General features: G+C 73.8%; 22 protein-coding genes. 18 read left to right on the top strand and 4 right to left on the bottom strand.

Annotation, left to right across the window (positions count from 1 at the left end; all coding sequences use genetic code 11):
* Window positions 1–39: 39 nt before the first annotated feature.
* The 10 genes from ASD16_RS19625 (at window position 40) to ASD16_RS19580 (ending at window position 10288) form a co-directional block, all read left to right on the top strand.
* The gene (locus tag ASD16_RS19625) at window positions 40–1062 is read left to right on the top strand and encodes a 3-oxoacyl-ACP synthase III (protein ID WP_055921906.1); all 1023 of its coding nucleotides are present in this window, start codon (window positions 40–42) and stop codon (window positions 1060–1062) included.
* Window positions 1059–3611 carry an alpha/beta fold hydrolase gene (locus ASD16_RS19620; RefSeq protein ID WP_235523450.1) on the top strand — a complete coding sequence of 851 codons (2553 nt, stop codon included), beginning with the start codon at window positions 1059–1061 and terminating at the stop codon, window positions 3609–3611. Before ASD16_RS19625 ends, ASD16_RS19620 begins: the two co-directional genes overlap by 4 nt.
* Window positions 3608–4603: an NAD(P)-dependent oxidoreductase gene (locus ASD16_RS19615; RefSeq protein ID WP_255356376.1), complete on the top strand. Its 996-nt coding sequence runs from the start codon at window positions 3608–3610 to the stop codon at window positions 4601–4603. Before ASD16_RS19620 ends, ASD16_RS19615 begins: the two co-directional genes overlap by 4 nt.
* A gap of 9 nt (window positions 4604–4612) precedes the next feature.
* The gene (locus ASD16_RS19610; protein ID WP_055921904.1) at window positions 4613–5740 is read left to right on the top strand and encodes a histidinol-phosphate transaminase; all 1128 of its coding nucleotides are present in this window, start codon (window positions 4613–4615) and stop codon (window positions 5738–5740) included.
* The gene (gene hisB / locus ASD16_RS19605; protein ID WP_055921901.1) at window positions 5737–6351 is read left to right on the top strand and encodes an imidazoleglycerol-phosphate dehydratase HisB; all 615 of its coding nucleotides are present in this window, start codon (window positions 5737–5739) and stop codon (window positions 6349–6351) included. Before ASD16_RS19610 ends, hisB begins: the two co-directional genes overlap by 4 nt.
* Window positions 6351–6842, top strand: coding sequence for a hypothetical protein (locus ASD16_RS19600; protein WP_055921898.1), 492 nt, complete (start codon window positions 6351–6353; stop codon window positions 6840–6842). The genes hisB and ASD16_RS19600 overlap by 1 nt, the downstream gene beginning before the upstream one ends.
* A 72-nt stretch (window positions 6843–6914) precedes the next feature.
* Entirely contained in the window at window positions 6915–8063 is a 1149-nt protein-coding gene (locus tag ASD16_RS19595) for a cellulose binding domain-containing protein (RefSeq protein ID WP_055921895.1), read from the top strand.
* An 88-nt stretch (window positions 8064–8151) separates the two neighbouring features.
* Window positions 8152–8823 carry a hypothetical protein gene (locus ASD16_RS19590; RefSeq protein ID WP_055921890.1) on the top strand — a complete coding sequence of 224 codons (672 nt, stop codon included), beginning with the start codon at window positions 8152–8154 and terminating at the stop codon, window positions 8821–8823.
* Entirely contained in the window at window positions 8820–9560 is a 741-nt protein-coding gene (gene priA / locus ASD16_RS19585) for a bifunctional 1-(5-phosphoribosyl)-5-((5-phosphoribosylamino)methylideneamino)imidazole-4-carboxamide isomerase/phosphoribosylanthranilate isomerase PriA (RefSeq protein WP_055921887.1), read from the top strand. The genes ASD16_RS19590 and priA overlap by 4 nt, the downstream gene beginning before the upstream one ends.
* Window positions 9557–10288, top strand: a complete 732-nt coding sequence (locus tag ASD16_RS19580; protein ID WP_055921884.1) for an SseB family protein — start codon at window positions 9557–9559, stop codon at window positions 10286–10288. Before priA ends, ASD16_RS19580 begins: the two co-directional genes overlap by 4 nt.
* 36 nt (window positions 10289–10324) lie before the next feature.
* On the opposite strand, the gene ASD16_RS19575 is transcribed toward ASD16_RS19580, so the two are convergent.
* The 3 genes from ASD16_RS19575 to ASD16_RS19565 are packed head-to-tail and all read right to left on the bottom strand — an operon-like array spanning window position 10325 to window position 12173.
* The gene (locus ASD16_RS19575) at window positions 10325–10729 is read right to left on the bottom strand and encodes a spore germination protein GerW family protein (RefSeq protein ID WP_055921881.1); all 405 of its coding nucleotides are present in this window, start codon (window positions 10727–10729) and stop codon (window positions 10325–10327) included.
* Between the two features lie 20 nt (window positions 10730–10749).
* On the bottom strand, window positions 10750–11484 hold the full coding sequence (locus ASD16_RS19570) for a serine protease (protein ID WP_235523448.1): 735 nt from the start codon (window positions 11482–11484) through the stop codon (window positions 10750–10752).
* Entirely contained in the window at window positions 11481–12173 is a 693-nt protein-coding gene (locus tag ASD16_RS19565; protein ID WP_235523446.1) for a hypothetical protein, read from the bottom strand. Before ASD16_RS19565 ends, ASD16_RS19570 begins: the two co-directional genes overlap by 4 nt.
* A gap of 118 nt (window positions 12174–12291) precedes the next feature.
* Between ASD16_RS19565 and ASD16_RS19560 the strand changes: the two genes are divergently transcribed.
* Window positions 12292–13575 carry an MFS transporter gene (locus tag ASD16_RS19560; protein WP_082571018.1) on the top strand — a complete coding sequence of 428 codons (1284 nt, stop codon included), beginning with the start codon at window positions 12292–12294 and terminating at the stop codon, window positions 13573–13575.
* On the opposite strand, the gene ASD16_RS19555 is transcribed toward ASD16_RS19560, so the two are convergent.
* Window positions 13556–13924, bottom strand: a complete 369-nt coding sequence (locus tag ASD16_RS19555) for a DUF1844 domain-containing protein (RefSeq protein ID WP_055921878.1) — start codon at window positions 13922–13924, stop codon at window positions 13556–13558. The genes ASD16_RS19560 and ASD16_RS19555 overlap by 20 nt on opposite strands.
* A 258-nt stretch (window positions 13925–14182) precedes the next feature.
* Between ASD16_RS19555 and infC the strand changes: the two genes are divergently transcribed.
* The 7 genes from infC (at window position 14183) to pheT (ending at window position 21588) form a co-directional block, all read left to right on the top strand.
* Window positions 14183–15415 (top strand): translation initiation factor IF-3, encoded by a 1233-nt coding sequence (gene infC, locus ASD16_RS19550; protein ID WP_082571017.1) that lies wholly within the window; start codon window positions 14183–14185, stop codon window positions 15413–15415.
* 94 nt (window positions 15416–15509) lie between these two features.
* A complete protein-coding gene (gene rpmI, locus ASD16_RS19545) occupies window positions 15510–15704 on the top strand; it encodes a 50S ribosomal protein L35 (protein WP_028046910.1) in 195 nt (64 codons plus the stop codon).
* 63 nt (window positions 15705–15767) lie between these two features.
* The gene (rplT, locus tag ASD16_RS19540; protein ID WP_055921876.1) at window positions 15768–16151 is read left to right on the top strand and encodes a 50S ribosomal protein L20; all 384 of its coding nucleotides are present in this window, start codon (window positions 15768–15770) and stop codon (window positions 16149–16151) included.
* A 132-nt stretch (window positions 16152–16283) separates the two neighbouring features.
* On the top strand, window positions 16284–17102 hold the full coding sequence (locus ASD16_RS19535; RefSeq protein WP_235523445.1) for an RNA methyltransferase: 819 nt from the start codon (window positions 16284–16286) through the stop codon (window positions 17100–17102).
* Complete coding sequence (gene thpR, locus ASD16_RS19530) at window positions 17099–17740, top strand: RNA 2',3'-cyclic phosphodiesterase (RefSeq protein ID WP_055921872.1); 642 nt, start codon at window positions 17099–17101, stop codon at window positions 17738–17740. The genes ASD16_RS19535 and thpR overlap by 4 nt, the downstream gene beginning before the upstream one ends.
* 246 nt (window positions 17741–17986) lie before the next feature.
* Window positions 17987–19030 (top strand): phenylalanine--tRNA ligase subunit alpha, encoded by a 1044-nt coding sequence (gene pheS / locus ASD16_RS19525; protein ID WP_055921869.1) that lies wholly within the window; start codon window positions 17987–17989, stop codon window positions 19028–19030.
* The gene (pheT, locus tag ASD16_RS19520) at window positions 19030–21588 is read left to right on the top strand and encodes a phenylalanine--tRNA ligase subunit beta (RefSeq protein ID WP_055921866.1); all 2559 of its coding nucleotides are present in this window, start codon (window positions 19030–19032) and stop codon (window positions 21586–21588) included. Before pheS ends, pheT begins: the two co-directional genes overlap by 1 nt.
* The last annotated feature ends 23 nt before the right edge of the window (window positions 21589–21611 follow it).

Here is a 21611-nt window from a genome sequence, read left to right as displayed (position 1 = left end):
ACGTGCCCGCGCCCTTCACCTTCGTCGAGAGGACAGCCTGTGACAGGCAACGCGACGTTCCGCCACCGTGACGTCGCGCTCCTGGCCGTCGTCGGCATCGAGGCGCCGGTCGTCGTCCCGTCGACGGTGTTCGACGAGCGCCTCGCACCCACCCTGAAGCGGCTGCGGCTGCCGAGCGGCCTGCTCTCCCGGGTGGCCGGCGTGCACGAGCGCCGCTGGTGGGACGAGGAGATGACGTTCGACGACGCGGCCACCGCCGCCGGGGCGAAGGCGCTCGCCGAGGCCGGGATCGACGCGGGCGACGTCGGACTGCTCATCAACACCTCCGTGACCAGGACGTTCCTCGAACCGTCGGTCGCGTCCCGCATCCACTCCGGCCTGTCGCTGCCGTCGAGCGCGCTCGGCTTCGACCTGACCAACGCGTGCCTCGGCTTCGTCAACGGCATGACGCTCGCGGCGCAGCTGATCGACTCGGGGCAGATCCGGTACGCGGTCATCGTCAACGGCGAGGACCCGCGTCCGACGCAGGAGGCCACCCTGGACCGGCTGACCGCGCCGGACACCACCCGCGAGCAGTTCCTCGAGGAGTTCGCGACCCTGACGCTCGGTGCGGGCGCCGCCGCCGCCGTCCTCGGCCCGGCGCACGAGCACCCGGGTGCGCACCGGCTGGTCGGTGGGGTCGCGCGCTCCGCCACGCAGCACCACGAGTTGTGCGTCGGTGGCGTCGAGGGGATGAAGACGGATCCCGCGGGGCTCCTGGCCGGCGGCCTCGAGCTGGTGGTCGACGCCTGGAACGAGGCACAGCCCGAGTGGGACTGGGCGGGCGTGGACCGGATCGTCACGCACCAGGTCTCCTCCGTGCACACCCGCTCGATCGTCGAGGCGCTGGGCCTGGACGTCGACAAGGTGCCCACGACCTTCCCGCGCTGGGGCAACGTCGGGCCGGCCGCGCTGCCGATGACCCTGGCGGACCAGGCGGACTCCCTGCGCACGGGGGACCGGGTGCTGTGCATGGGCGTCGGCTCCGGCCTGCACACCGCGATGGCCGAGATCGTCTGGTGACCGCGGCGTCGCGCCCTCCCGTGGACGTCCTCGCGGCCGGGGGGATCGATCCCCGCTGGTCGCGGACCGTCGACGTGGGACCGCGGTCGTGGCACCTGCTCGACAACGGGCCGACGCTCGACGCCGACCCCGTCGGCACCCTGCTGTGCGTGCACGGCAACCCGACCTGGTCGTTCCTGTGGCGCCGGCTCGTGGCGGCCGGTGCGCGAGCGGAGCGTCCGTGGCGCGTGATCGCCGTGGACCAGCTCGAGATGGGGTACTCGGAGCGGACCGGCGAGCAGCACCGCCTGTCCGACCGGGTCGCCGACCTCGGCGCGCTCACCGACCGCCTCGGGCTCGTCGGGCCCGTCGTGACGGTCGGGCACGACTGGGGTGGGCTCGTCAGCCTCGGCTGGGCGCTCGACCACCCGGACCTGCTGGCGGGCGTCGTGCTCACCAACACCGCGGTGCACCACGAGGTCGACGACGCCATGCCCGCCGCGCTGCGGGTGGCGACGGCCCGCGGCGTCCTGCCGGTGGGCACCGTCACCACCCCGGCGTTCCTGGAGACCACGCTCGCGCTCGCGCACCCCCGTCTGGAGCCTGCTGTCGCCGAGGGATTCCGCGCGCCGTACCGCACGGCCGACCGGCGCTCGGGCATCGGTGGGTTCGTCGCCGACATCCCCGCCACTGCCGACCACCCGAGCCGGCCGGAGCTGGAGCGGATCGCCGCCGGCGTGCGCGCGCTCGACGTGCCGGCGCTGCTGCTGTGGGGTCCGCGGGACCCGGTGTTCTCGGCGCGCTACCTGCGGGACCTGCGCGAGCGGCTGCCGCACGCGGACGTGCACCGCTTCGAGGGTGCGGGCCACCTGGTGGTCGAGGACGAGGACGTCGCGGGGGCGATCCTGGGCTGGCTCGACGCGCGCGATGCCGCCACGCCCCCCGAGCCGTCCGACGCGCCGTACCGAGCCCTCGGCACCACCCTGGTGGAGCGGGCCGACGACGACGGCACCGCGCTGATCGAGCTGGCCGGCCCGCGGTCGCGCCGGGTGACGTGGGCGGCGCTCGCGGCCCGGACGGACCAGCTGGCCAAGGGCCTCGCGGCGAGCGGCGTACGACCGGGGGACCGGGTCGCCCTCCTGGTACCGCCGGGAGCGGACCTGACCGCGGTGCTGTACGCGTGCCTCCGGCTCGGGGCTGTCGTCGTCGTCGCCGATGCCGGGCTCGGTGTCCAGGGCCTGACCAGGGCGGTGCGCGCGGCGGACCCGACGGTCGTCATCGGGATCGAGCGGGCGCTGGTCGCCGCGCGGTGGCTGCGCTGGGCTCCGACGCTGGTCAGTGCCGGACCGCTGCGGGCGGGGGTGGCCCGGAGCCTTCGTGTCGACGCGTCGCTGGACGACCTCGCCGCCCTCGGTCGCGCCTCCACCGCCGACCTTCCCTGGCCCGAGCCGGACGCCGACGCCGCGGTCCTGTTCACGTCGGGGTCGACCGGTCCGGCCAAGGGCGTCGTCTACACGCACCGCCGGCTCGCGGCGATGCGCGACGTCGTCGCACGCACCTACGGCATCGGTCCGGACAGCCCTCTCGTCGCGGCGTTCGCGCCGTTCGTCCTGCTCGGCCCCGCACTGGGTGCGACGAGCGCGAGCCCCGACATGGACGTCACCGCGCCTGGCACCCTCACGGCCCGCGCGCTGGCCGAGGCCGTCCGCGCGGTCGACGCAGCGGTGGTCTTCGCATCACCCGCAGCCCTGCGGTCGGTCGTCCGCACAGCCGACGGCTCGGAGCTCCCGGCGCTCGCGGGCGTCCGGCTGTTCCTGTCGGCCGGCGCACCCGTCGGTATCGACCTGCTCGAGGCCGCGGCGACGCTGATGCCCGCCGCCGAGGCGCACACGCCCTACGGCATGACCGAGGCGCTCGTCGTCGCCGACGTGTCGCTCGACGAGCTCCGCGCCGTCGGCACCGGTGACGGCGTGTGCGTCGGGACGCCCGTCGCCGGCGTCCGGGTCGCGCTCAGCGCGCTCGACGCCGACGGTGAGCCGACGGGAGAGCCCGACGAGCTCCCCGGCATCACGGGCGAGGTGCTCGTGGCGGCGGCGCACGTCAAGGAGCGGTACGACGGGCTCTGGCTGACGCAGCAGGCGTCGTCCCGGGACCTCGGCTGGCACCGGACCGGTGACGTCGGGCATCTCGACGACGACGGGCGGCTCTGGATCGAGGGCAGGCTCGCGCACGTGCTGGTGACCGCGGACGGTGTGCGGACACCCGTGGGGCTGGAGCAGCGGGCGCAGACGGTCGACTCGGTGGTGTCTGCCGCGGTGGTCGGAGTCGGGCCGCGCGGCGCGCAGCAGGTCGTCGTCGTCGTCCAGCCGGAGGTGTTCTCGCACGGTCCGGTCGTCGCGGAGCCCGCGCTGGCTGCGGCGGTCCGCGGGGCGCTGGACGGCACCGACGTCGCCGCGGTGCTCGTGGTGGAGCACCTGCCGACGGACGTCCGGCACAGCTCGAAGATCGATCGGACCCGCGTCGCGGCGTGGGCCGAGCGGGTGCTGGCGGGCGAGCGGGCACGGTTGTGACCCGTGTCCTGGTCACGGGAGCGAGCGGGATGCTCGGTCGGGCGGTCGCCGAACGGCTGGTCGCCGACGGTCACGACGTCCGCACCCTCCAACGGAGCCCGTCTCTCGTCACGGGTGCGCAGGACGTGACGGGGTCGGTCACCGATCCGGTGGCCGTCCGTGGGGCCGTGCGCGACCGGGAGGCCGTCGTGCACCTGGCGGCCAAGGTGACGATCACCGGACCGTTCGCCCAGTTCGAGGAGGTCAACGTCGGCGGGACGCGCCTGCTGCTCGACGAGGCGCGGAAGGCCGGCGTCGGGCGGTTCGTGCACGTCTCGTCGCCGTCGGTCGCGCACGTCGGCCGCTCGCTCGCGGGTGCGGGCGCGGGCCCCGCCGACCCCGGGCATGCCCGCGACAGCTACGCGCGGACCAAGGCGGCCGGCGAGCTCCTCGCGCTCGCGGCGGACGACCCGGCAGGCCTGCGCGTGATCGCAGTCCGGCCACATCTCGTCTGGGGGCCGGGGGACACGCAGCTGATCGGACGCATCGTGGAGCGCGCGCGGGCCGGCCGGCTGCCGGTGCTGGGCGACGGCGCCGCGCTCATCGACACGACCTACGTCGACAACGCGGTGGACGCCCTGGTCGCAGCCCTGCACGCCGACGTGGCGGTGTACGGCGCGCCCTACGTCGTCACCAACGGGGAACCGCGGCCGGTGGTCGAGCTCCTCGCCGGGATCTGCGCGGCCAGCGGCGTACCGGTGCCGCGCCGGCACGTGCCCGCCGTCTTGGCGCGCGGCGTGGGCACGGTGCTCGACGCCGCGTGGCGCACGCTCCCGCTGCCGGGCGAGCCACCGCTGACCCGGTTCGTCGCCGAGCAGCTCTCGACCGCGCACTGGTTCGACCAGCGGCGCACGCGCGAGGCGCTCGGCTGGACGCCGCGCATCGGGCTGGACGAGGGCCTGGCCCGGCTGGCGACGTGGACAGCGCGACAGGCGTCGGCGACCGCTCCCTAGACTCGGCGGGTGACCTCTGATCTCGACACCGAGCAGCCGAACGGCATCCTGCCGCTGCGCCCGGACCTCGTCGGCCTCGAGCCCTACGGCGCCCCGCAGCTCGACGTGCCGCACCTGCTCAACGTCAACGAGAACCCGTACGCGCCGGCGCCGGACGTCGTCGCCGACATCGCGGAGGCCGTCGCACAGGCCTCCGCGGGGCTGAACCGCTACCCCGACCGCGACTTCGAGGCTCTCCGGGCCGACCTCGCGGCCTACCTGCGGGTCGAGTCCGGCGTGGAGCTGACGACCGAGCAGGTCTGGGCCGCCAACGGCTCGAACGAGATCATGCTCCACGTCCTGCAGGCGTTCGGTGGTCCGGGTCGCACGGTGCTCTCCTTCGCACCCACGTACTCGATGTACCCCGAGTACGCCCGGGACACGTTCACCGGCTGGGTCGCGGGCCGTCGCGAGGCGGACTTCGGACTCGACCCCGACGTCGCGCGGGCCGCGATCGCCGAGCACACGCCGTCGGTCGTGCTCCTGGCCAGCCCCAACAACCCGACGGGGACGGCGCTGCCGGCGCAGACGGTGCTCGCCGTGCTCGACGCGGCGGCACAGGTCCCGGGCGGCTGCGTGGTCGTCGTCGACGAGGCCTACGGCGAGTTCCGTCGCACCGGCGTGCCGTCCGCCCTCGAGCTGCTCCCCGACCACCCGCACCTCGCGGTCAGCCGGACCATGTCGAAGGCGTTCGGCCTGGCCGGCGCGCGGGTCGGCTACCTCGCTGCGTCACCGGCCCTGGTCGACGCGCTCCGGGTCGTCCGGCTCCCGTACCACCTGTCGGCCGTGACCCAGGCGGTCGCCCGGGCGGCGCTGCGGCACGCGCCCGCGCTGATGGCGCAGATCGGGTCGCTGCGCGACGAGCGTGACGCCCTCGTGGTCTGGCTGAAGGAGCGCGGCCTGACGGTCGCGGAGTCCGACGCGAACTTCGTGCTGTTCGGCCTGTTCGACGACCGCCACGCGATCTGGCAGGGTCTGCTCGACCGCGGGGTCCTGATCCGCGAGGTCGGACCGGACGGGTGGCTGCGGGTGTCGGTCGGCACACCGCAGGACATGACGGCGTTCCAGGACGCCCTGAGTGAGGTGGCAGGACTGTGAGCCCCAAGAACGCTGGGCGTACCGCACGGATCGAGCGCGCGACGAGCGAGTCGAGCGTGCTGGTCGAGCTCGACCTCGACGGCACCGGCCGCACGGACATCTCGACCACCGTGCCGTTCTACGACCACATGCTCACCGCCCTGGGCAAGCACTCGCTCATCGACCTCACGGTCAAGGCCACGGGCGACACCGACATCGACGCGCACCACACCGTCGAGGACGTCGCGATCACGATCGGCGAGGCGCTGCGTCAGGCGCTGGGCGACAAGCGCGGCATCTCGCGGTTCGGCGACGCCACGGTGCCGCTCGACGAGGCGCTCGCGCAGGCCGTCGTCGACGTGTCCGGCCGGCCCTACCTCGTGCACACGGGGGAGCCTCCCGGTCAGGAGTACCACCTGATCGGCGGGCACTTCACGGGCTCGCTGACCCGGCACGTGCTCGAGTCGATCGCGCACCACGCAGCGTTCAGCATCCACGTCCGCGTGCTCGCCGGCCGGGACCCGCACCACATCGTGGAGGCGCAGTTCAAGGCGCTCGCCCGCGCGCTGCGGTTCGCGGTCGCGCTCGACCCCCGCGTGGAGGGCATCCCGTCGACGAAGGGCGCGCTGTGATGGCCGACGACGACCTGCCCGGCGACTTCGAGGTCCCCGACGACCTCTCCTCGCTGCTGGACGGCCCGGCGGAGGACCCGTCGGTCGTCCTGGTGATCACGCAGGTGGCGGCCCCGGCACCGCTCGCCGCCGCGTGCGCGATCGCGAAGGTCGAGGTCGACGTCGTGCCGACGTCGATCGGCGCCATCGCGGCGCTGCGCGACCCGCGGGCGGCGGCGGACGGGGCGGCGGCGATCTCGAAGCTGCTGCGGACGGTCCCGGTGATCCTGCTGGAGCGGCGCGAGGGACAGATCACCGCGTCCCGCTGGGCGAGCGGGGAGCGCGACGGTGACCTCCCCGCCGGGCTGGTGCTGTCCGACGCACCGCCGGTCCTGGAGGACCTGCTCCTCGGGTCCGTCCAGGCCGGAGACGTCGACGGTGTGGTCACCAGCGTCGGGATGTCCCGGTGGCAGGCGATGCGCACGATCGCGAGCTCGGCGAAGCGCAAGTAGACGGTTGTAGCGGTAAAGACGGAATCGTTTCGTCTCTCGCCACCAACCCGAGCCGGTGGTTGCATCGCGGACATGACTCGTCGACGCCGCTCTGCCGTCCTGATCGCCCTCCTCTGTTCGTTGCTCGGGATGTCGGGGGTGGCCGCCGCCCAGCTGGCGTCGGCGGCACCCGTGCTCTGCGACCAGTGGGGCAGCGCGTCGATCCAGGGCGGCCGCTACATCGTCATGAACAACCGATGGGGCACCAGCGCCACCCAGTGCATCGACGTCACGAGCAGCGGCTTCAGGGTGACGCAGGCCGACGGCTCAGTCGCGACGAACGGTGCACCGAAGTCCTATCCGGCGGTCTACTACGGCTGCCACTACGGCAGCTGCAGCACCAGCGGCAACATCCTGAGCCCGAACGGTCTGCAGGCTTCCGACTCGAGGTTCGCCGGGATCTCCACGAGCGTGAGCATGAGCTACCCGAGCAGCGGTACCTACGACGCGGCCTACGACATCTGGTTCAACAAGTCGCGTCCGAGCACCACGACCGGGCAGAACGACGGCGCCGAGGTGATGGTCTGGCTCAACCGCGTCGGGTCGATCCAACCGATCGGCTCTCGCATCGGGACGGCGAACATCGCGGGTGCGACGTGGGACGTCTGGTCGGGCAACATCGGCTGGAACGTCATCTCGTACGTCCGTCAGCAGTCCACCAGCTCGCTGAGCTTCTCGGTCAGCTCGTTCTGGAACGACGTCGTCAGCCGGGGACTGGGGTCGAACAGCTGGTACCTCACCAGCATCCAGGCGGGCTTCGAGCCGTGGATCGGGGGCGCCGGCCTGGCCGTGAACAACTTCTCGGTCACCACGGGCGGCACGCAGCCGACGCAGAACCCGACGCCCACCAGCAACCCCACCACGCCGCCGAATCCCGGGACCGCCGGCTGCACCGCGACAGCCGCGATCACCGGTTCCTGGCAGGGCGGGTTCCAGAGCGCGGTCACGGTGAAGAACACCGGCTCCGCGACGCTCAGCCGCTGGTCGGTCAGGTGGGCGTTCCCCTCCGGGCAGACGATCAACAACCTCTGGAACGGCGTGGTCGCGCAGTCCGGCTCGAACGTGACCGTGGCCAACGCCCCGCACAACGGGCTGCTCGGCGGCGGCGCGTCGACGTCCTTCGGGTTCGTCGGCAACGGATCGGCGCCCGGATCCCTGGCGCTGACCTGCACCGCCTCGTGATCGGCTGACTGACACCGGTCCGCGGGACACCCGTCTCGCGGACCGGTGTCCGTCGTGGGCGCCCCCCGGCCGCGGGTACCGTGTCCGGGTGCCCGCTCAGCCCCTCGTCGTCGTGCTCGACCACGGCGCCGACGACCACGCACCCTTGGCTCAGGCGCTGACCGACGCCGGTGCGCAGGTCGTCGTCACCGGCGACAAGCGGACCGCCCTCGTCGCCGACGGCCTGGTGATCGCGGGGAGCGCGCCGGCCATCGACGTGATGCCCGCGCTGCGTGCGCTCGGCGCCGACCAGGTCGTCGACCGGCGGCTGGCGGGCGGTCGCGCGGTCCTCGCCGTCGGCGTCGGCATGCACGTGATGTTCACCGAGGTCTCCCACGGCTGCGCGGTGGTCGACGGGCTGGGGGAGTGGGCCGGGTCCGTGGACCCCGTCGACGTCTCGGCAGACGGGATCGCGGTGCAGGCACCCGCCGGGTCGACTCTGTTCGACGGGCTCCAGGACGCCCGCTTCGACGTTGCGGTCGCTCACGCTCCCCGCACCTTCCCGCTGCTCGACGACTGGCCGGCGGACACCCGTCTCGTGGTCCCGCTCGTCACCTGGTCGACCGGCGACGACCGCTTCGTCGTCGCCGTCGAGAACGGCCCGCTGGTGGCGCTCCTGATCCGGCCCGAGTCGTCCGGCGACGCCGGCGCCACCGTGCTCGCCCGCTGGGTCTCGTCCCTGCCTTCCCTCGCCCCCGAGATCACCGGAGTGACCGCATGACCGACCGCCTCGAGCTGCTGCCCGCCGTCGACGTCGCCGACGGCCAGGCCGTCCGCCTGACCCAGGGCGCCGCCGGCACCGAGACGGGCTACGGCGACCCGCTGTCGGCCGCCCTCGACTGGTCCGCGGGCGGGGCGGAGTGGATCCACCTCGTCGACCTCGACGCCGCGTTCGGCCGCGGGTCCAACGCCGACCTGCTCGCCGAGGTGACCGCCGAGCTCGTCGGCCAGGGCGTCAAGGTCGAGCTGTCGGGCGGGATCCGCGACGACGCCTCGGTCGAGCGCGCGCTCGGCACAGGAGCGACCCGGATCAACCTCGGGACGGCCGCCCTGGAGAACCCGGAGTGGACCGCCCGTGTCATCGGGTCGTTCGGCGAGCAGATCGCGGTCGGGCTCGACGTGCGCGGCACGACGCTCGCCGCGCGCGGCTGGACGAAGGACGGCGGGGACCTCTGGGAGGTGCTCGCCCGCCTCGAGGACGCCGGGTGCTCCCGCTACGTCGTCACCGACGTCAACAAGGACGGCATGCTCAACGGCCCGAACGTCGAGCTGCTGCAGCAGATGTGCGCCCGCACCAGCGCCCCCGTGATCGCGTCCGGCGGCGTCTCGAGCCTCGAGGACCTGCGCGTCCTGCGCACTCTCGTGCCGCTGGGCGTCGAGGGCGCGATCGTCGGCAAGGCGCTCTACGCGGGTGCGTTCACTCTGCCCGAGGCGCTGGACGTCGCCGGCCGCCCGTGACGGGACGCGAGCTCCCTCCGTCGTCCCCGTTCGCGGGTGACGACGGCACCGCCGATCCCGCGGTCGCTGCGGCGCTCGACGCGCTCCGGGACGGCTCGGGAACGGTCGCCGCGCTGGTCGACGCCCTCGCCGGCACCCGGGTGCTCGTCCCGGTTCTCGCCGAGCTGGAGGTGGAGGACGTCATCGTGCACGGCGGCCACGAGCACACCGTGGACAAGGAGGCGTCGGCGGGCATCGTCGCGCTCCAGGCGCCCGACGGTCGGACGGCCCTGCCGGTGTTCACCTCCGTCGCGACGATGGCCGCGTGGCGGGCGGACGCCCGACCCGTGCCGTCCGACGTCGCGCGCGCTGCTCTCTCGGCGGTGACCGAGGGCTGGGAGGTGCTCGTCGTCGACCCCGGCGGTCCCACGACGGCGCTCGTCCCGCGGCCGGCCGTGTGGGCGCTCGCGCAGCAGGAGCGGTGGCGTCCGGCGGTCACCGGCGACGGCGTCGACCCGCAGGTACGGGACGCGATCGTCGCCGCCGTGGCGCCGGTGCCTTGCGTGGTGACCGTGGACGCGGTTCCCGGCACGCGCGCGGAGGTCGCGGTCGTGGTCGGGCTGGTCGGCGGCCTGGATCGCGCAGGCCTCGACGCCGTGCTGGCGCAGGTCAACGCCGCGCTGGCGGGTGTCGAGCTGGTGGCGACCCGCGTCGACTCGCTCGAGCTCCGCCCCCGCGCCGCGGGCTAGCGAGCACCCGCGAGCACCGACCGACCGACCGGCTGGCTAATGGTGCCGCTTGACCGCCCACGCGAGCGCGAACACGCTCAGGACGACGGCGCCCACCAGCTGACCGCCGAGGATGACCCGGTTGAGGTCCAGCGCGGGCTGCCAGTGTGCGCCGGTCTCGTCGACGACGAACACGCCCACGGCCTTGACGTGCACCCCGTAGCCGCCGCCACCGCCGTGCCCCTCCTGGCCCCCGGCGCGCGGGATCTCGCCCGCGGCGTCGGACGACGGCACCCCCATCTCGCCCCCGCCGGACCCGGACCCGGTCCCGCCCCAGAGCCGCGCGACGGGGATGACCAGGGTGCCGTTGCGCTCGTACGCCTCCCCGAACACGCGGCGCACGGTGAACGTGTCGTTCGCGGCGTTCGTGAGGCTGGCGGGGTCGAAGTGCGGAACAGCCATGGGGTCCTCCCGGGATCGGGTCAGCCGGCGCAGGGCGCGGTGGGCGTGAACGACGCCTCGTCGTCCAGCATGGCCCGCAACGTGCTCACGGGCACCACAAAACTGTGCCCGTTCGAGTCCTTCGCGTACACGACTCCGACCACCCGGCCCTCGCTGTCGAGCACCGCCGACCCCGAGCTGCCGTGCTCGACGGGTGCATCGGTCACGAGCACCGTGCCCAGGTTCGCGTTGAGCGGGTCGGTCTGGCTGGCGAGGACCTGCCCGGTGGTCACGGTCAGCGCGCGCCCGAGCGGGTACCCGACCACCGTGACCACCTCACCGACGGCCGGGTCGGCCGCCGCGAGCTCAGGGGCGGCGGGCAGCGCGTCGTCGGTGCGCACGATCGCCAGGTCGGCCAGGGCCGCCGTGCTGGCTGCGGCGGCGGCGATGTCCCGGCCGTCGTAGGTGCTGAGCTGCAGCGTCGAGGAGTCGGCCACGACGTGCCGGTTGGTCACCAGCGTGTGGTCGTCGAGCGCGAACCCGGAGCCGGTCGACAGCGTGCCGCAGCCGATGTTCCGGATCCGCACCGCCATCCGCTGCGCCACGTCGAAGCCGTCGGGGGACAGGTTCCCGCTCGACGTCGGGCTCTGCTGGGGCAGGTCGGTGGGCACGACGTCGGTGGGCACCGGCGCGGGCATCCCGGGCAGCGCGCTGCAGCCGCCGGTCAGGACCACCACCGCGAGCATGACGGCCGCGAGCCCGCTGCGGAGTCTCACCGTTCGAGCTCGCGCTGCAGGGCGGCGTTGGCGTCGGTGGCCTGGGCGCACACCGTCTGCACGTCGGACGTGAACCGCGCGAGGTCGTCCGGGTCGTACTGGGCGGAGTCCTGCAGGTAGCCGATGAGCCGCTGCTGGCCGTCGACGCAGGCGGCCAGGGCGGTGGCCACCTGACCGGCTGCCTGGGACACGCGCGACTGGTAGTCGGCGAGCTGCTGCTGCGACGCGCTGGTGTCCCCGAGCTGCGCCTTCTCGTCGGCCAGCTCCGTGATCCGTTGCTGCGCCGTGGCCAGCTGTGCGGTCGTGGCATCGAGCTCCGCCTGTGTCGCGGCCAGGTCGGCCTGGGACGTCGCGAGCTCCTCGCCGGTGGAGCGCGCGAGCGTCTCCCACTGCTGCGTCGAGGCCTGCCACGCCTCGTTCGTGGTGAGCATGCGGGTCAGGACGAGAACCGCGCCGACGAGGACGGCGACGAGCAGGACCGCGAGCACGATCGGGGCGATACCGGGCCGACGCCGCCGAGGCTCGGTCGTCGCAAGGGCTGTGCCGAGGGGAGCAGAGGGTGCCGCGGACGCGCCCGGGTACCACGGCGCCGTGTCGGGTGTGGGCGGGCTCACGCGCGTGATCTCCGTCACCGGGGGCTCCGCGCGGGAGGGCTGGACGTCGCGTGGGTGCGGCTCGTCGGGCAGCATCGGCCCAGGATACGAGGCACGTCTGTGTGGTCGCCCGGGGCTGTGGACGCCCTGCCGCCCGAGGGTGGCCGGGGAGAACTGGGCGGAGGCACAGAGCCGCAGCGGTGACAATCATCGGATGCCCTCGACGACCTACGGAGCTGTGCTGCGCCTGCCCGGCGTCGCGCGGCTCTTCGTCGTCTCCTTCCTGGCCCGCATCCCCGCGGCGATGGTGGGCGTCGTCCTGACGCTCCACGTGGTCTCGACGCTCGACCGCGGCTACGGCCAGGCTGGCGTCGTCGTCGGGGCCGCCACCGTCGGCATGGCGCTCGGTGCGCCCTGGCGGGGCCGCCTGGTCGACCGGCTCGGCCTCCGGCGAGCGATCGCGCCCTCGGTCGTGGTCGAGTCGGCCGTGTGGCTGGTCGCGCCGCACCTCACCTACGAGCTGCTCATCGTCGCCGCCGCGCTCGCCGGGCTGTTCCTCGTGCCGGTCTTCTCCGTCAGCAGGCAGTCGTTGTCGGTCCTCGTCCCGATCGCGCACCAGAAGGCCGCGTTCTCACTGGACTCCGTGGCCGTCGAGCTGACGTTCATGCTCTCGCCGGTGGTCGGGGTGCTGCTGGCCACGCAGGTGTCGACCTCGGTCGCGCTCACGGTCGTGGGCGCGCTGACGGTCGCCGGCGGGCTGCTCCTCATGTGGGCGAACCCGCCGACCCGCAGCGCACGCTCCGCCGAACCCGTGCCGGACCTCCCGAAGCAGCGCCTGCTCAGTCCTGCGCTCGTCGTCCTGCTCCTCGCGGGGGTCGCGGCGTCGTTCGTGCTGGTCGGGACGGACGTGTCCCTGGTCGCGACGCTCAACGACTCCGGCAGCTCCGCCGACGTCGGCTGGATGATCGCGCTCTGGGCGGGCGGGTCGGTCATCGGGGGACTGGTCCACGGGGCCAGCCACCGCAACCCGTCACCGCTGCTCCTCGTCGCCCTGCTGGCGCTCGCCACGGTCCCCGCAGCGTTCGCGAGCGACCAGGTGTGGCTCGCGGTCGCGGTCGTCGTCGCGGGGCTGCCGTGCGCGCCGGCGCTCTCCTCGATCAACGCGTCGCTCGTCCGGCTGGTGCCGGAGCGCCGGCGGGGCGAGGTCATGGGGTGGAGCGGCACGATGTCGACCGTCGGGAACGCGCTCGGCGCCCCGTTGTGCGGGGCCGTGATCGACCGTGCGGCGCCCGGTGCCGGGTTCCTGACCGCCGCGGTGGTCGGTGGTGCTCTCGCGGTCGGTGGGCTCGTCGTCCTCGCGCTGGGCCGGGCTCGGGGGCGGGTCGCTCCCGAGGTCGTGGAGGAGCGCCGCGCTCCGCGGCACGTGCCCACCGTGCGGGTGCGCCGGCGCGGTGCTGCGCCGACCCGACGCGTCCGGGTCAGACGACCGAGCCGGTGAACTTCTCGCCCGGTCCGTCGCCCGGGGCATCGGGGAAGGGCGAGGCCTCCCGGAACGCGAGCTGGAGCGAGCGCAGCCCGTCCCGCAGCGACCGGGCGTGCTGGTTGCCGATGTCGGGGGCCGAGGCCGTGACCAGGGCGGCGAGCGCGGTGATGAGCTTGCGTGCCTCGTCGAGGTCGAGGAAGTCGGCGCCGGCGCCGGTCGGCCCGTCCTCGGCGAGCCCGCACTTGACCGCCGCTGCGCTCATCAGGTGCACCGCGGCTGTCGTGATGACCTCGACGGCGGCGACGTCCGCGATGTCGCGGGTGGCGGTCGTGGTGGGGTCGGTGCCCGGGCTGGTCTCGCTCATACGCCGATCCTCTCACCGGCCGGTGAGCGCTCCGGCGCCGATTCGGGTCTTCGGGTCTCCTCTGGTAGCCTTGGCAGTCGACTGACCTGGGTTGTGCGTGCCGATCTCGAGAGAGACCCGGCGCACGTGGCTCAGGCGCACAAGTGGAGTTCCTCCCACCTGGGCCTCGACTGTTCGGTGCGCTGGACGCGCATCGTCGACAGAGACCGGGTTCACAGTCCGCACCGGACGGCGCCAGCCGACCCCGGTGGCGTGAGCATGGCCCCCGGCCATGCGCACCGCGCGGACCTCGAGGCCTCCTCCTGTGACCAGGACGGGGGCCTTCCTCGTTCCCGGCGGTCCACCCACGACGAACCTGAGGAGCACCACATCAGCGAGCCCCGCATCAACGATCGGATCCGCGTCGCCGAGGTCCGCCTGGTCGGCCCCAACGGCGAGCAGGTCGGCATCGTCCGCGTGGAGGACGCCTTGCGCCTGGCCCAGGACGCCGACCTCGACCTCGTCGAGGTTGCACCTGACGCTCGTCCGCCCGTCTGCAAGATCATGGACTACGGCAAGTTCAAGTACGAAGCAGACATGAAGGCCCGTGAGGCCCGGCGGAACCAGACCAACACGGTCCTCAAGGAGATCCGTTTCCGGCTGAAGATCGACCCGCACGACTACGGCACCAAGAAGGGCCACGTCGAGCGGTTCCTCACCGCCGGCGACAAGGTCAAGGTCATGATCATGTTCCGCGGCCGTGAGCAGTCGCGCCCCGAGATGGGCGTGCGCCTGCTGCAGCGGCTGGCAGACGACGTGTCCGAGCTCGGCTTCATCGAGAGCATGCCCAAGCAGGACGGGCGCAACATGATCATGGTGCTCGGCCCGATGAAGAAGAAGGCCGACCAGAAGCAGGAGCAGCGCCGTGCGGCGCAGGCTGCTGCGGCCCGCGAGCAGAACGCCGCGGCTGCTGCCGCTGCCGCCGCTGCTGCGGCCAACCCGGTCGAGCAGGCCGAGCCCGTCGCCCCGGCTGCTGCCGAGGTTCCGGTCGTCGCCGAGACCGCGCCGGTGATCGACTCGCCGGTCGAGGCTCCGGTCGAGGTCGAGGCACCGTCCGAGGCACCCGCCCCGGTCGAGGCCGCAGCTCCGGTCGAGAAGCCCGCCTCCGCCCCGCGTCCGGCTGCGTCTCGTCCCAGCACCCCGCGTCCGCCCGCACCCGCCGCCGCACCTCGTGCGACGACGGCACCGCGTCCGGCAGCAGCGCGATCCGCCGCAGCACCGCGTCCCGCGGCCGCTGCACGACCGGCAGCCGCAGCCGCGCCGGCAGCGGCCCCCACGACGTCGCAGCCAGCGGCATCGTCGGCCGCACCGAAGCCGGCGACGCCGAAGCCGGCCACCCCGAAGCCGGCCACACCCCGGCCGACCGCCACGCCGCGGCCCGCGCCGCGACCTGGCCCGGCCGCTCCGGCGAAGGCACAGACCAGCACGACGGCCTCGGAAGAGGCCAGCTAGCCAGCACGAACGGACGGCCCGGCCCCCCGGTCGGACCGCACCAGACGAGTCGTACGAACCCGTGCGATGTGAAGGACAAGGAGACACGGCAGCCATGCCGAAGAACAAGACGCACTCCGGTGCCAAGAAGCGCTTCCGGGTCACCGGGACCGGCAAGGTCATGCGCGAGCAGGCCGGCGGTCGCCACCTGCTCGAGCACAAGTCGAGCCGCCGCACCCGCCGCATCGCCGGCGACCTCGTCGTCTCCCCTGCCGACGCCCCCCGTATCAAGAAGCTGCTCGGGAAGTGATCCCGCGGGCGCACCTGCGCCCCGGTCACTCGGTCCGAGCCTGAGACAAGCAAGGAGCATCACGTGGCACGCGTGAAGCGGGCGGTCAACGCCCAGAAGAAGCGCCGTACAACCCTCGAGCGCGCTGCGGGCTACCGCGGTCAGCGGTCGCGCCTGTACCGGAAGGCGAAGGAGCAGGTCACCCACTCCCTCGTCTACGCGTACCGCGACCGCAAGGTGCGCAAGCAGGACTTCCGCAAGCTGTGGATCCAGCGCATCAACGCTGCGTCCCGCGAGCAGGGTCTGACGTACAACCGTCTGATCCAGGGCCTCAAGCTCGCCGGCATCGAGGTGGACCGCCGCGTGCTGGCCGACCTCGCCGTCAACGACGCCGCGACGTTCAACACGCTCGTGGCCGCCGCCAAGGCAGCTCTGCCCGAGGACGTCAACGCGCCGAAGGCTGCGTGACCCTCGTCCGCTGCTGAGCCCGACCGCCCGACCCGCCTCGCCGCGGGGCCGGGCGGTGGCTCGGTGCACCCGGAGCCCCCGGAGTCGATCCCGACTCGCGGGGGCTTCGTCGTGCCCAGGCATGATGTCCCCGTGGCTGACGAGATCCTGACCAACCCCCGTGCCGAGCGTGTGAAGGCCGTGCGGGCGCTCTCCGGCCAGTCGGTGCGCAGGCGCGCCGGCCGGTTCGTCGTCGAGGGACCGCAGGCCGTGCGTGAGGCGGTGCTCGCGGCCGACGTGCACGACGTCTACGTCACGGACGCGTCGGCCGGGAGGTACCCGGAGATCGTCGAGGCCGCGCACGAGCGGGGGATCCGGGTGCACACCGGCACGGTCGAGGTGCTCGACGCGATGAGCCCCGACGCGCAGCAGGTCGTGGCGGTCGCGTCGCTCCTGGCGCACACGCTGGCGGACCTGGCCGGTGCGCGGCTGGTCGCGGTGCTGGCGCACGTGCGGGACCCCGGCAACGCAGGGACGGTCATCCGCGCTGCGGACGCCGCCGGGGCGGATGCGGCCGTGCTGACCGCGGAGAGCGTCGACGTGCACAACCCGAAGGTGGTCCGCTCGACCGCAGGCTCCCTGTTCCACCTGCCCGTGGTCACCGGGACGGACCTGCGGTCGACGGTCGAGGCGCTGCGCGCCGCGGGGCTGACGGTCCTGGCTGCGGACGGCGCAGGTGAGCACGATCTCGACGACCTGCTCGACGTCGCCGGCGGGGCACCGGACGGCCTGCCCGACCTCGCGCGACCGACCGCCTGGGTGTTCGGCAACGAGGCGTGGGGGCTGAGCGACGAGGACCGACTGCTCGCGGACGCCGTCGTGCGGGTACCGATCCGGGGCCGGGCGGAGTCGCTCAACCTCGCGACCGCGGCGACGGTCTGCCTCTATGCCAGCGCCCGGGCTCAGCGGTGAGGCTCTTCGCCGCGGTGTGGCCGCCGACGGACGTCCTCGACCACCTCGACCTGGCACTCGCCTCGGTGCGGGGTGCCCCGGCCGGCCTCTCGTCGGCGGTGCGCTGGTCGGCGCGGGAGACGTGGCACCTCACCGTGGCGTTCTACGGCGAGGTCCCCGACGGCGTCGTGCCGGGCCTGACGGCCGACCTGGCCGAGCTCGCCGCCGGGATCGAGCCGTACGAGCTCGCGCTGCGTGGCGCGGGGGTGTTCTCGCACCGGACGCTCTGGGTGGGGGTCGGCGGTGACCTGGAGACGCAGCGCGCGGTGACGCGGGGGTGCGTCGAGGCGGGGGAGTCGGCGAGCGGCGCGACCGACAACCGGCCGCGCGACCGCCCGCACCTCACCGTCGGACGGGTGCGTCCGGGGAGCCGGCCACCGCGGCGCCGGTCGTCGCGGCCCGACCGGCCGGGGCAGCGGCCGGACATGACCGGCCCGGAGGACGAGGACGTCGCGGCGAGCCTCGTGCGCGCGCTCGCTGTCTATGAGGGACCGCGCTGGCTCGTCGACGAGCTGGCCCTGGTCTCGTCGCAGCCGGGCGCCGGGCGGGGCGGGGGACCGCTGTACGAGCGGGTCGAGACCTTTGCGCTGGGGCGGTAGGCGGCGGTCGTGGCATCATGGGTTGCATGACAGCGCGTGCGCAGGCGGCCGGTGGTCGCCGATTTCCCGGGCCCGTTCCCGGGCTGCGCCACTGACGCGCACGTGAGCAGGCCGTCCACCGCTGGACCGGCCGCTACGACCTGGATCGGGCGCCTCTAGACTTGTCCGCTGGCCGCGCCCTTGCGCGCGCGCCTTGGCCGTGCGCCCTCGCGTGCAGGCCGCCCCAGATCGCACCGGAAGGTCAGGATGTCCGACGACACCGCCCTGTCCCCGCTCGACGCCGACGGCATCGAGTCCGCCGTCGAGGATGCGCTGAAGGCCCTCGCGGCCGCGGCCGACCTCGACGCCCTGAAGTCCGCACGCCTGGAGCACGTGGGGGAGCGCAGCCCGATCGCGCTCGCCAACCGTGCCATCGGCGGCCTCGCGCCCGCCGACAAGGCGACCGCAGGCAAGCTCCTCGGTCAGGCCAAGGGCCGGCTCGCGCGCGCGCTGGCCGACCGGCAGGCCGAGCTCGAGGCCGAGCGCGACCAGCGCGTCCTCGTCGAGGAGTCCGTCGACGTGACGCTGCCCACCGACCGTCGGCCCCGCGGCGCTCGGCACCCGCTGGAGGCGCTGTCCGAGCGCATCGCGGACTTCTTCGTCGCGATGGGCTGGGAGATCGCGGAGGGCCCCGAGCTCGAGGCGGAGTGGTTCAACTTCGACGCGCTGAACTTCGGCGTCGACCACCCCGCGCGCCAGATGCAGGACACGTTCTTCGTGGACCAGCCGGGCCTGGTGCTGCGGACCCACACGTCGCCAGTCCAGGCCCGCACGCTGCTGGAGCGCGAGCTGCCGGTGTACATCGCGTGCCCGGGCAAGGTGTTCCGCACCGACGAGCTCGACGCGACGCACACCCCGGTGTTCCACCAGGTCGAGGGCCTCGCGATCGACAAGGGCCTGACCATGGCGCACCTCAAGGGGACGCTCGACCACTTCGCGCAGGCGATCTTCGGCCCCGAGGCGCGTACGCGGCTGCGACCGTCGTTCTTCCCGTTCACCGAGCCCAGCGCGGAGATGGACCTCTGGTTCCCGCAGAAGAAGGGCGGACCCGGCTGGATCGAGTGGGGCGGCTGCGGGATGGTCAACCCGCACGTCCTGCGGGCCGTCGGCGTGGACCCCGAGGTCTACTCCGGCTTCGCGTTCGGGATGGGCATCGAGCGCACCTTGATGCTGCGTCACGGCATCGCTGACATGCACGACATGGTGGAGGGCGACGTGCGCTTCTCCATGCAGTTCGGGACGGAGATCTGATGCCGCGCATCCCCCTGACGTGGCTCGCCGAGCACGTCGAGCTGCCCGCGGGCCTGACCGCCGAGCAGCTCGCGGCGGACCTCGTCCGCGTCGGGCTGGAGGAGGAGGCCATCCACGCCGCCGCCGTGACCGGTCCGCTGGTCGTCGGCGAGGTCGTGGAACTGACCCCGGAGCCGCAGAAGAACGGCAAGACGATCAACTGGTGCCGGGTGGACGTGGGTCCGGAGCACAACGAGCCCGGCGGTGACCCGCGCGGCATCGTGTGCGGTGCGCACAACTTCGTCGTCGGTGACCGCGTCGTCGTCGCGCTGCCGGGGGCGGTCCTGCCCGGACCGTTCGCCATCGCGTCGCGCAAGACCTACGGCCACGTGTCCGACGGCATGATCTGCTCGGCGCGCGAGCTTGGCCTCGGCGACGACCACGCCGGGATCATCGTGCTGTCCGAGCTCGGGCTGGAGGCGCCCGTCGGCACGGACGCGCGCGAGCTGCTCGGCCTCGGCGAGGAGGTGCTCGAGATCAACGTGACCCCCGACCGCGGGTACTGCTTCTCGATGCGCGGCGTCGCTCGCGAGTACGGCCTGTCGACCGGTGCGAAGTTCACGGACCGCGGCCTGCCCACGGGCGACGAGCGTCCTGCGGGCGGTGGCTTCGCGGTCGAGATCGACGACGCGGCTCCGATCCACGGGGTCCCGGGCGCCGACCGCTTCGTCGCGCAGATCGTGCGGGGCGTGCGTGCGAACGACCCGTCGCCCGCGTGGATGCAGCGCCGGCTGCAGCAGGCCGGCATGCGGCCGATCAGCCTGGCCGTCGACGTCACCAACTACGTGATGCTCGACCTCGGGCAGCCGCTGCACGCCTACGACCTGGCGCACCTGTCCGAGCCGATCGTGGTGCGGCGGGCGACACCGGGGGAGCGGATCCGCACCCTCGACGACGTCGACCGCGTGCTCGACCCCGAGGACCTGCTGATCACCGACAGCCCCGACGGGGTGCGCGGCGCCCGGCCGATCGGGCTGGCGGCCGTCATGGGCGGCGGGGACAGCGAGGTCAGCGCGACGACGACCGACCTGCTCATCGAGGCGGCCCACTTCGACCCGATCACGGTCGCCCGTGCGGCGAGGCGTCACAAGCTGCCCAGCGAGGCGGCGAAGCGGTTCGAGCGTGGTGCCGATCCCGAGCTGCCGCCCGTGGCGGTCGCGCGGACGGTCGCGCTCCTGGTCGAGCACGGCGGCGGCGTCGCTGGTCCGCTCACGGATGTCGACCGTCGCGTGCCGGTGCCCTCGTTCGAGCTCCCGCTCGACCTGCCGACGCGGCTCATCGGCCTGCCGTTCACGGCCGACGAGGTGCGCGAGACGCTGCGGTCGATCGGCTGCGACGTGACCGACGCCGGTGCCGACGCGCTCACGGTGACGGCGCCCTCGTGGCGGCCCGACCTCGTGGCCGGCGTCGACCTGGTGGAGGAGGTCGCCCGCCTGCGTGGCTACGACGCGATCCCGTCGACCCTCCCGGTCGCCCCCGCCGGTGCGGGGCTGACGGCGGGCCAGCGGGCCCGGCGCTCGGTCGCGCGGGCGCTGGCCGAGGCCGGTCTCGTCGAGGTGCTCAGCTACCCGTTCGTCGGGACCGACCAGCTCGACGCCTTGAACCTGCCCGCGGACGACGCCCGTCGTCGCGCCGTCCGGCTGGTCAACCCGCTCTCCGACGAGCAGCCGTACTTGCGTACCAACCTGCTGGTCACGCTCCTCGACACCGCCCGGCGCAACGTGAGCCGGGGCGAGAGCGACGTGGCGATCTTCGAGCTCGGTCTGGTCACCAGGCCGGTCGAGGGTGCGCCCGCGGCTCCGCGGTTGCCGGGCGGGGTCCGCCCGTCCGACGAGGAGCTCGCGGCGATCGACGCCGCCGTGCCGCCGCAGCCGCGTCGGGTCGCCGGTGTCCTCGCGGGTCTGCGGGAGCCGGCCGGCTGGTGGGGGCTCGGTCGCCGGGCCGACCACACCGACGCGATCGCCGCCGCGCGCCTCGTCGCGGAGGTCGTCGGGGTGGAGCTCACGGCGTCGGCCGACGCCGACCACGCGCCGTGGCACCCGGGTCGGTGCGCGCGCCTGACGACGGCCGACGGCACGCTCGTGGGTCACGCGGGCGAGCTGCACCCGAACGTCGTGACCGCGCTCGGCCTGCCGGCTCGGGCGGCGGCGTTCGAGCTGGACCTGGACGTGGTGCTGGCGGCGGCGTCGCCCGACCCGGTCCAGGCGGTTCCGGTCTCGACGTTCCCCGTCAACAAGGAGGACGTCGCCCTCGTGGTCGGGTCGTCGGTGCCCGCCGCCGACGTGCTCGACGCGGTCCGGGTCGGCGCGGCCGCGAGCCCTGCCGGGGACGTCGTCGAGGAGGTCCGGCTGTTCGACGTGTACACGGGCCCGCAGGTGGGCGAGGACCACAAGTCGCTGGCCTTCTCGCTCCGCCTGCGCGCCGCGGACCGGACGTTGACCGCGAGTGAGTCGGCGGCCGTCCGGGACGCGATCGTGGCCGAGGCGCACCGCCGGTTCGGGGCGTCGCTGCGCGCCTGATTTCCGGTCCACAGCCCCCGTCG

Origin of the sequence: Cellulomonas sp. Root485, from assembly GCF_001426705.1 — a bacterium.
Taxonomy (GTDB): Bacteria; Actinomycetota; Actinomycetes; order Actinomycetales; family Cellulomonadaceae; genus Cellulomonas.
Note: the sequence above shows the minus strand (reverse complement) of the source record. Positions and strands in the feature narration are given on the sequence as shown.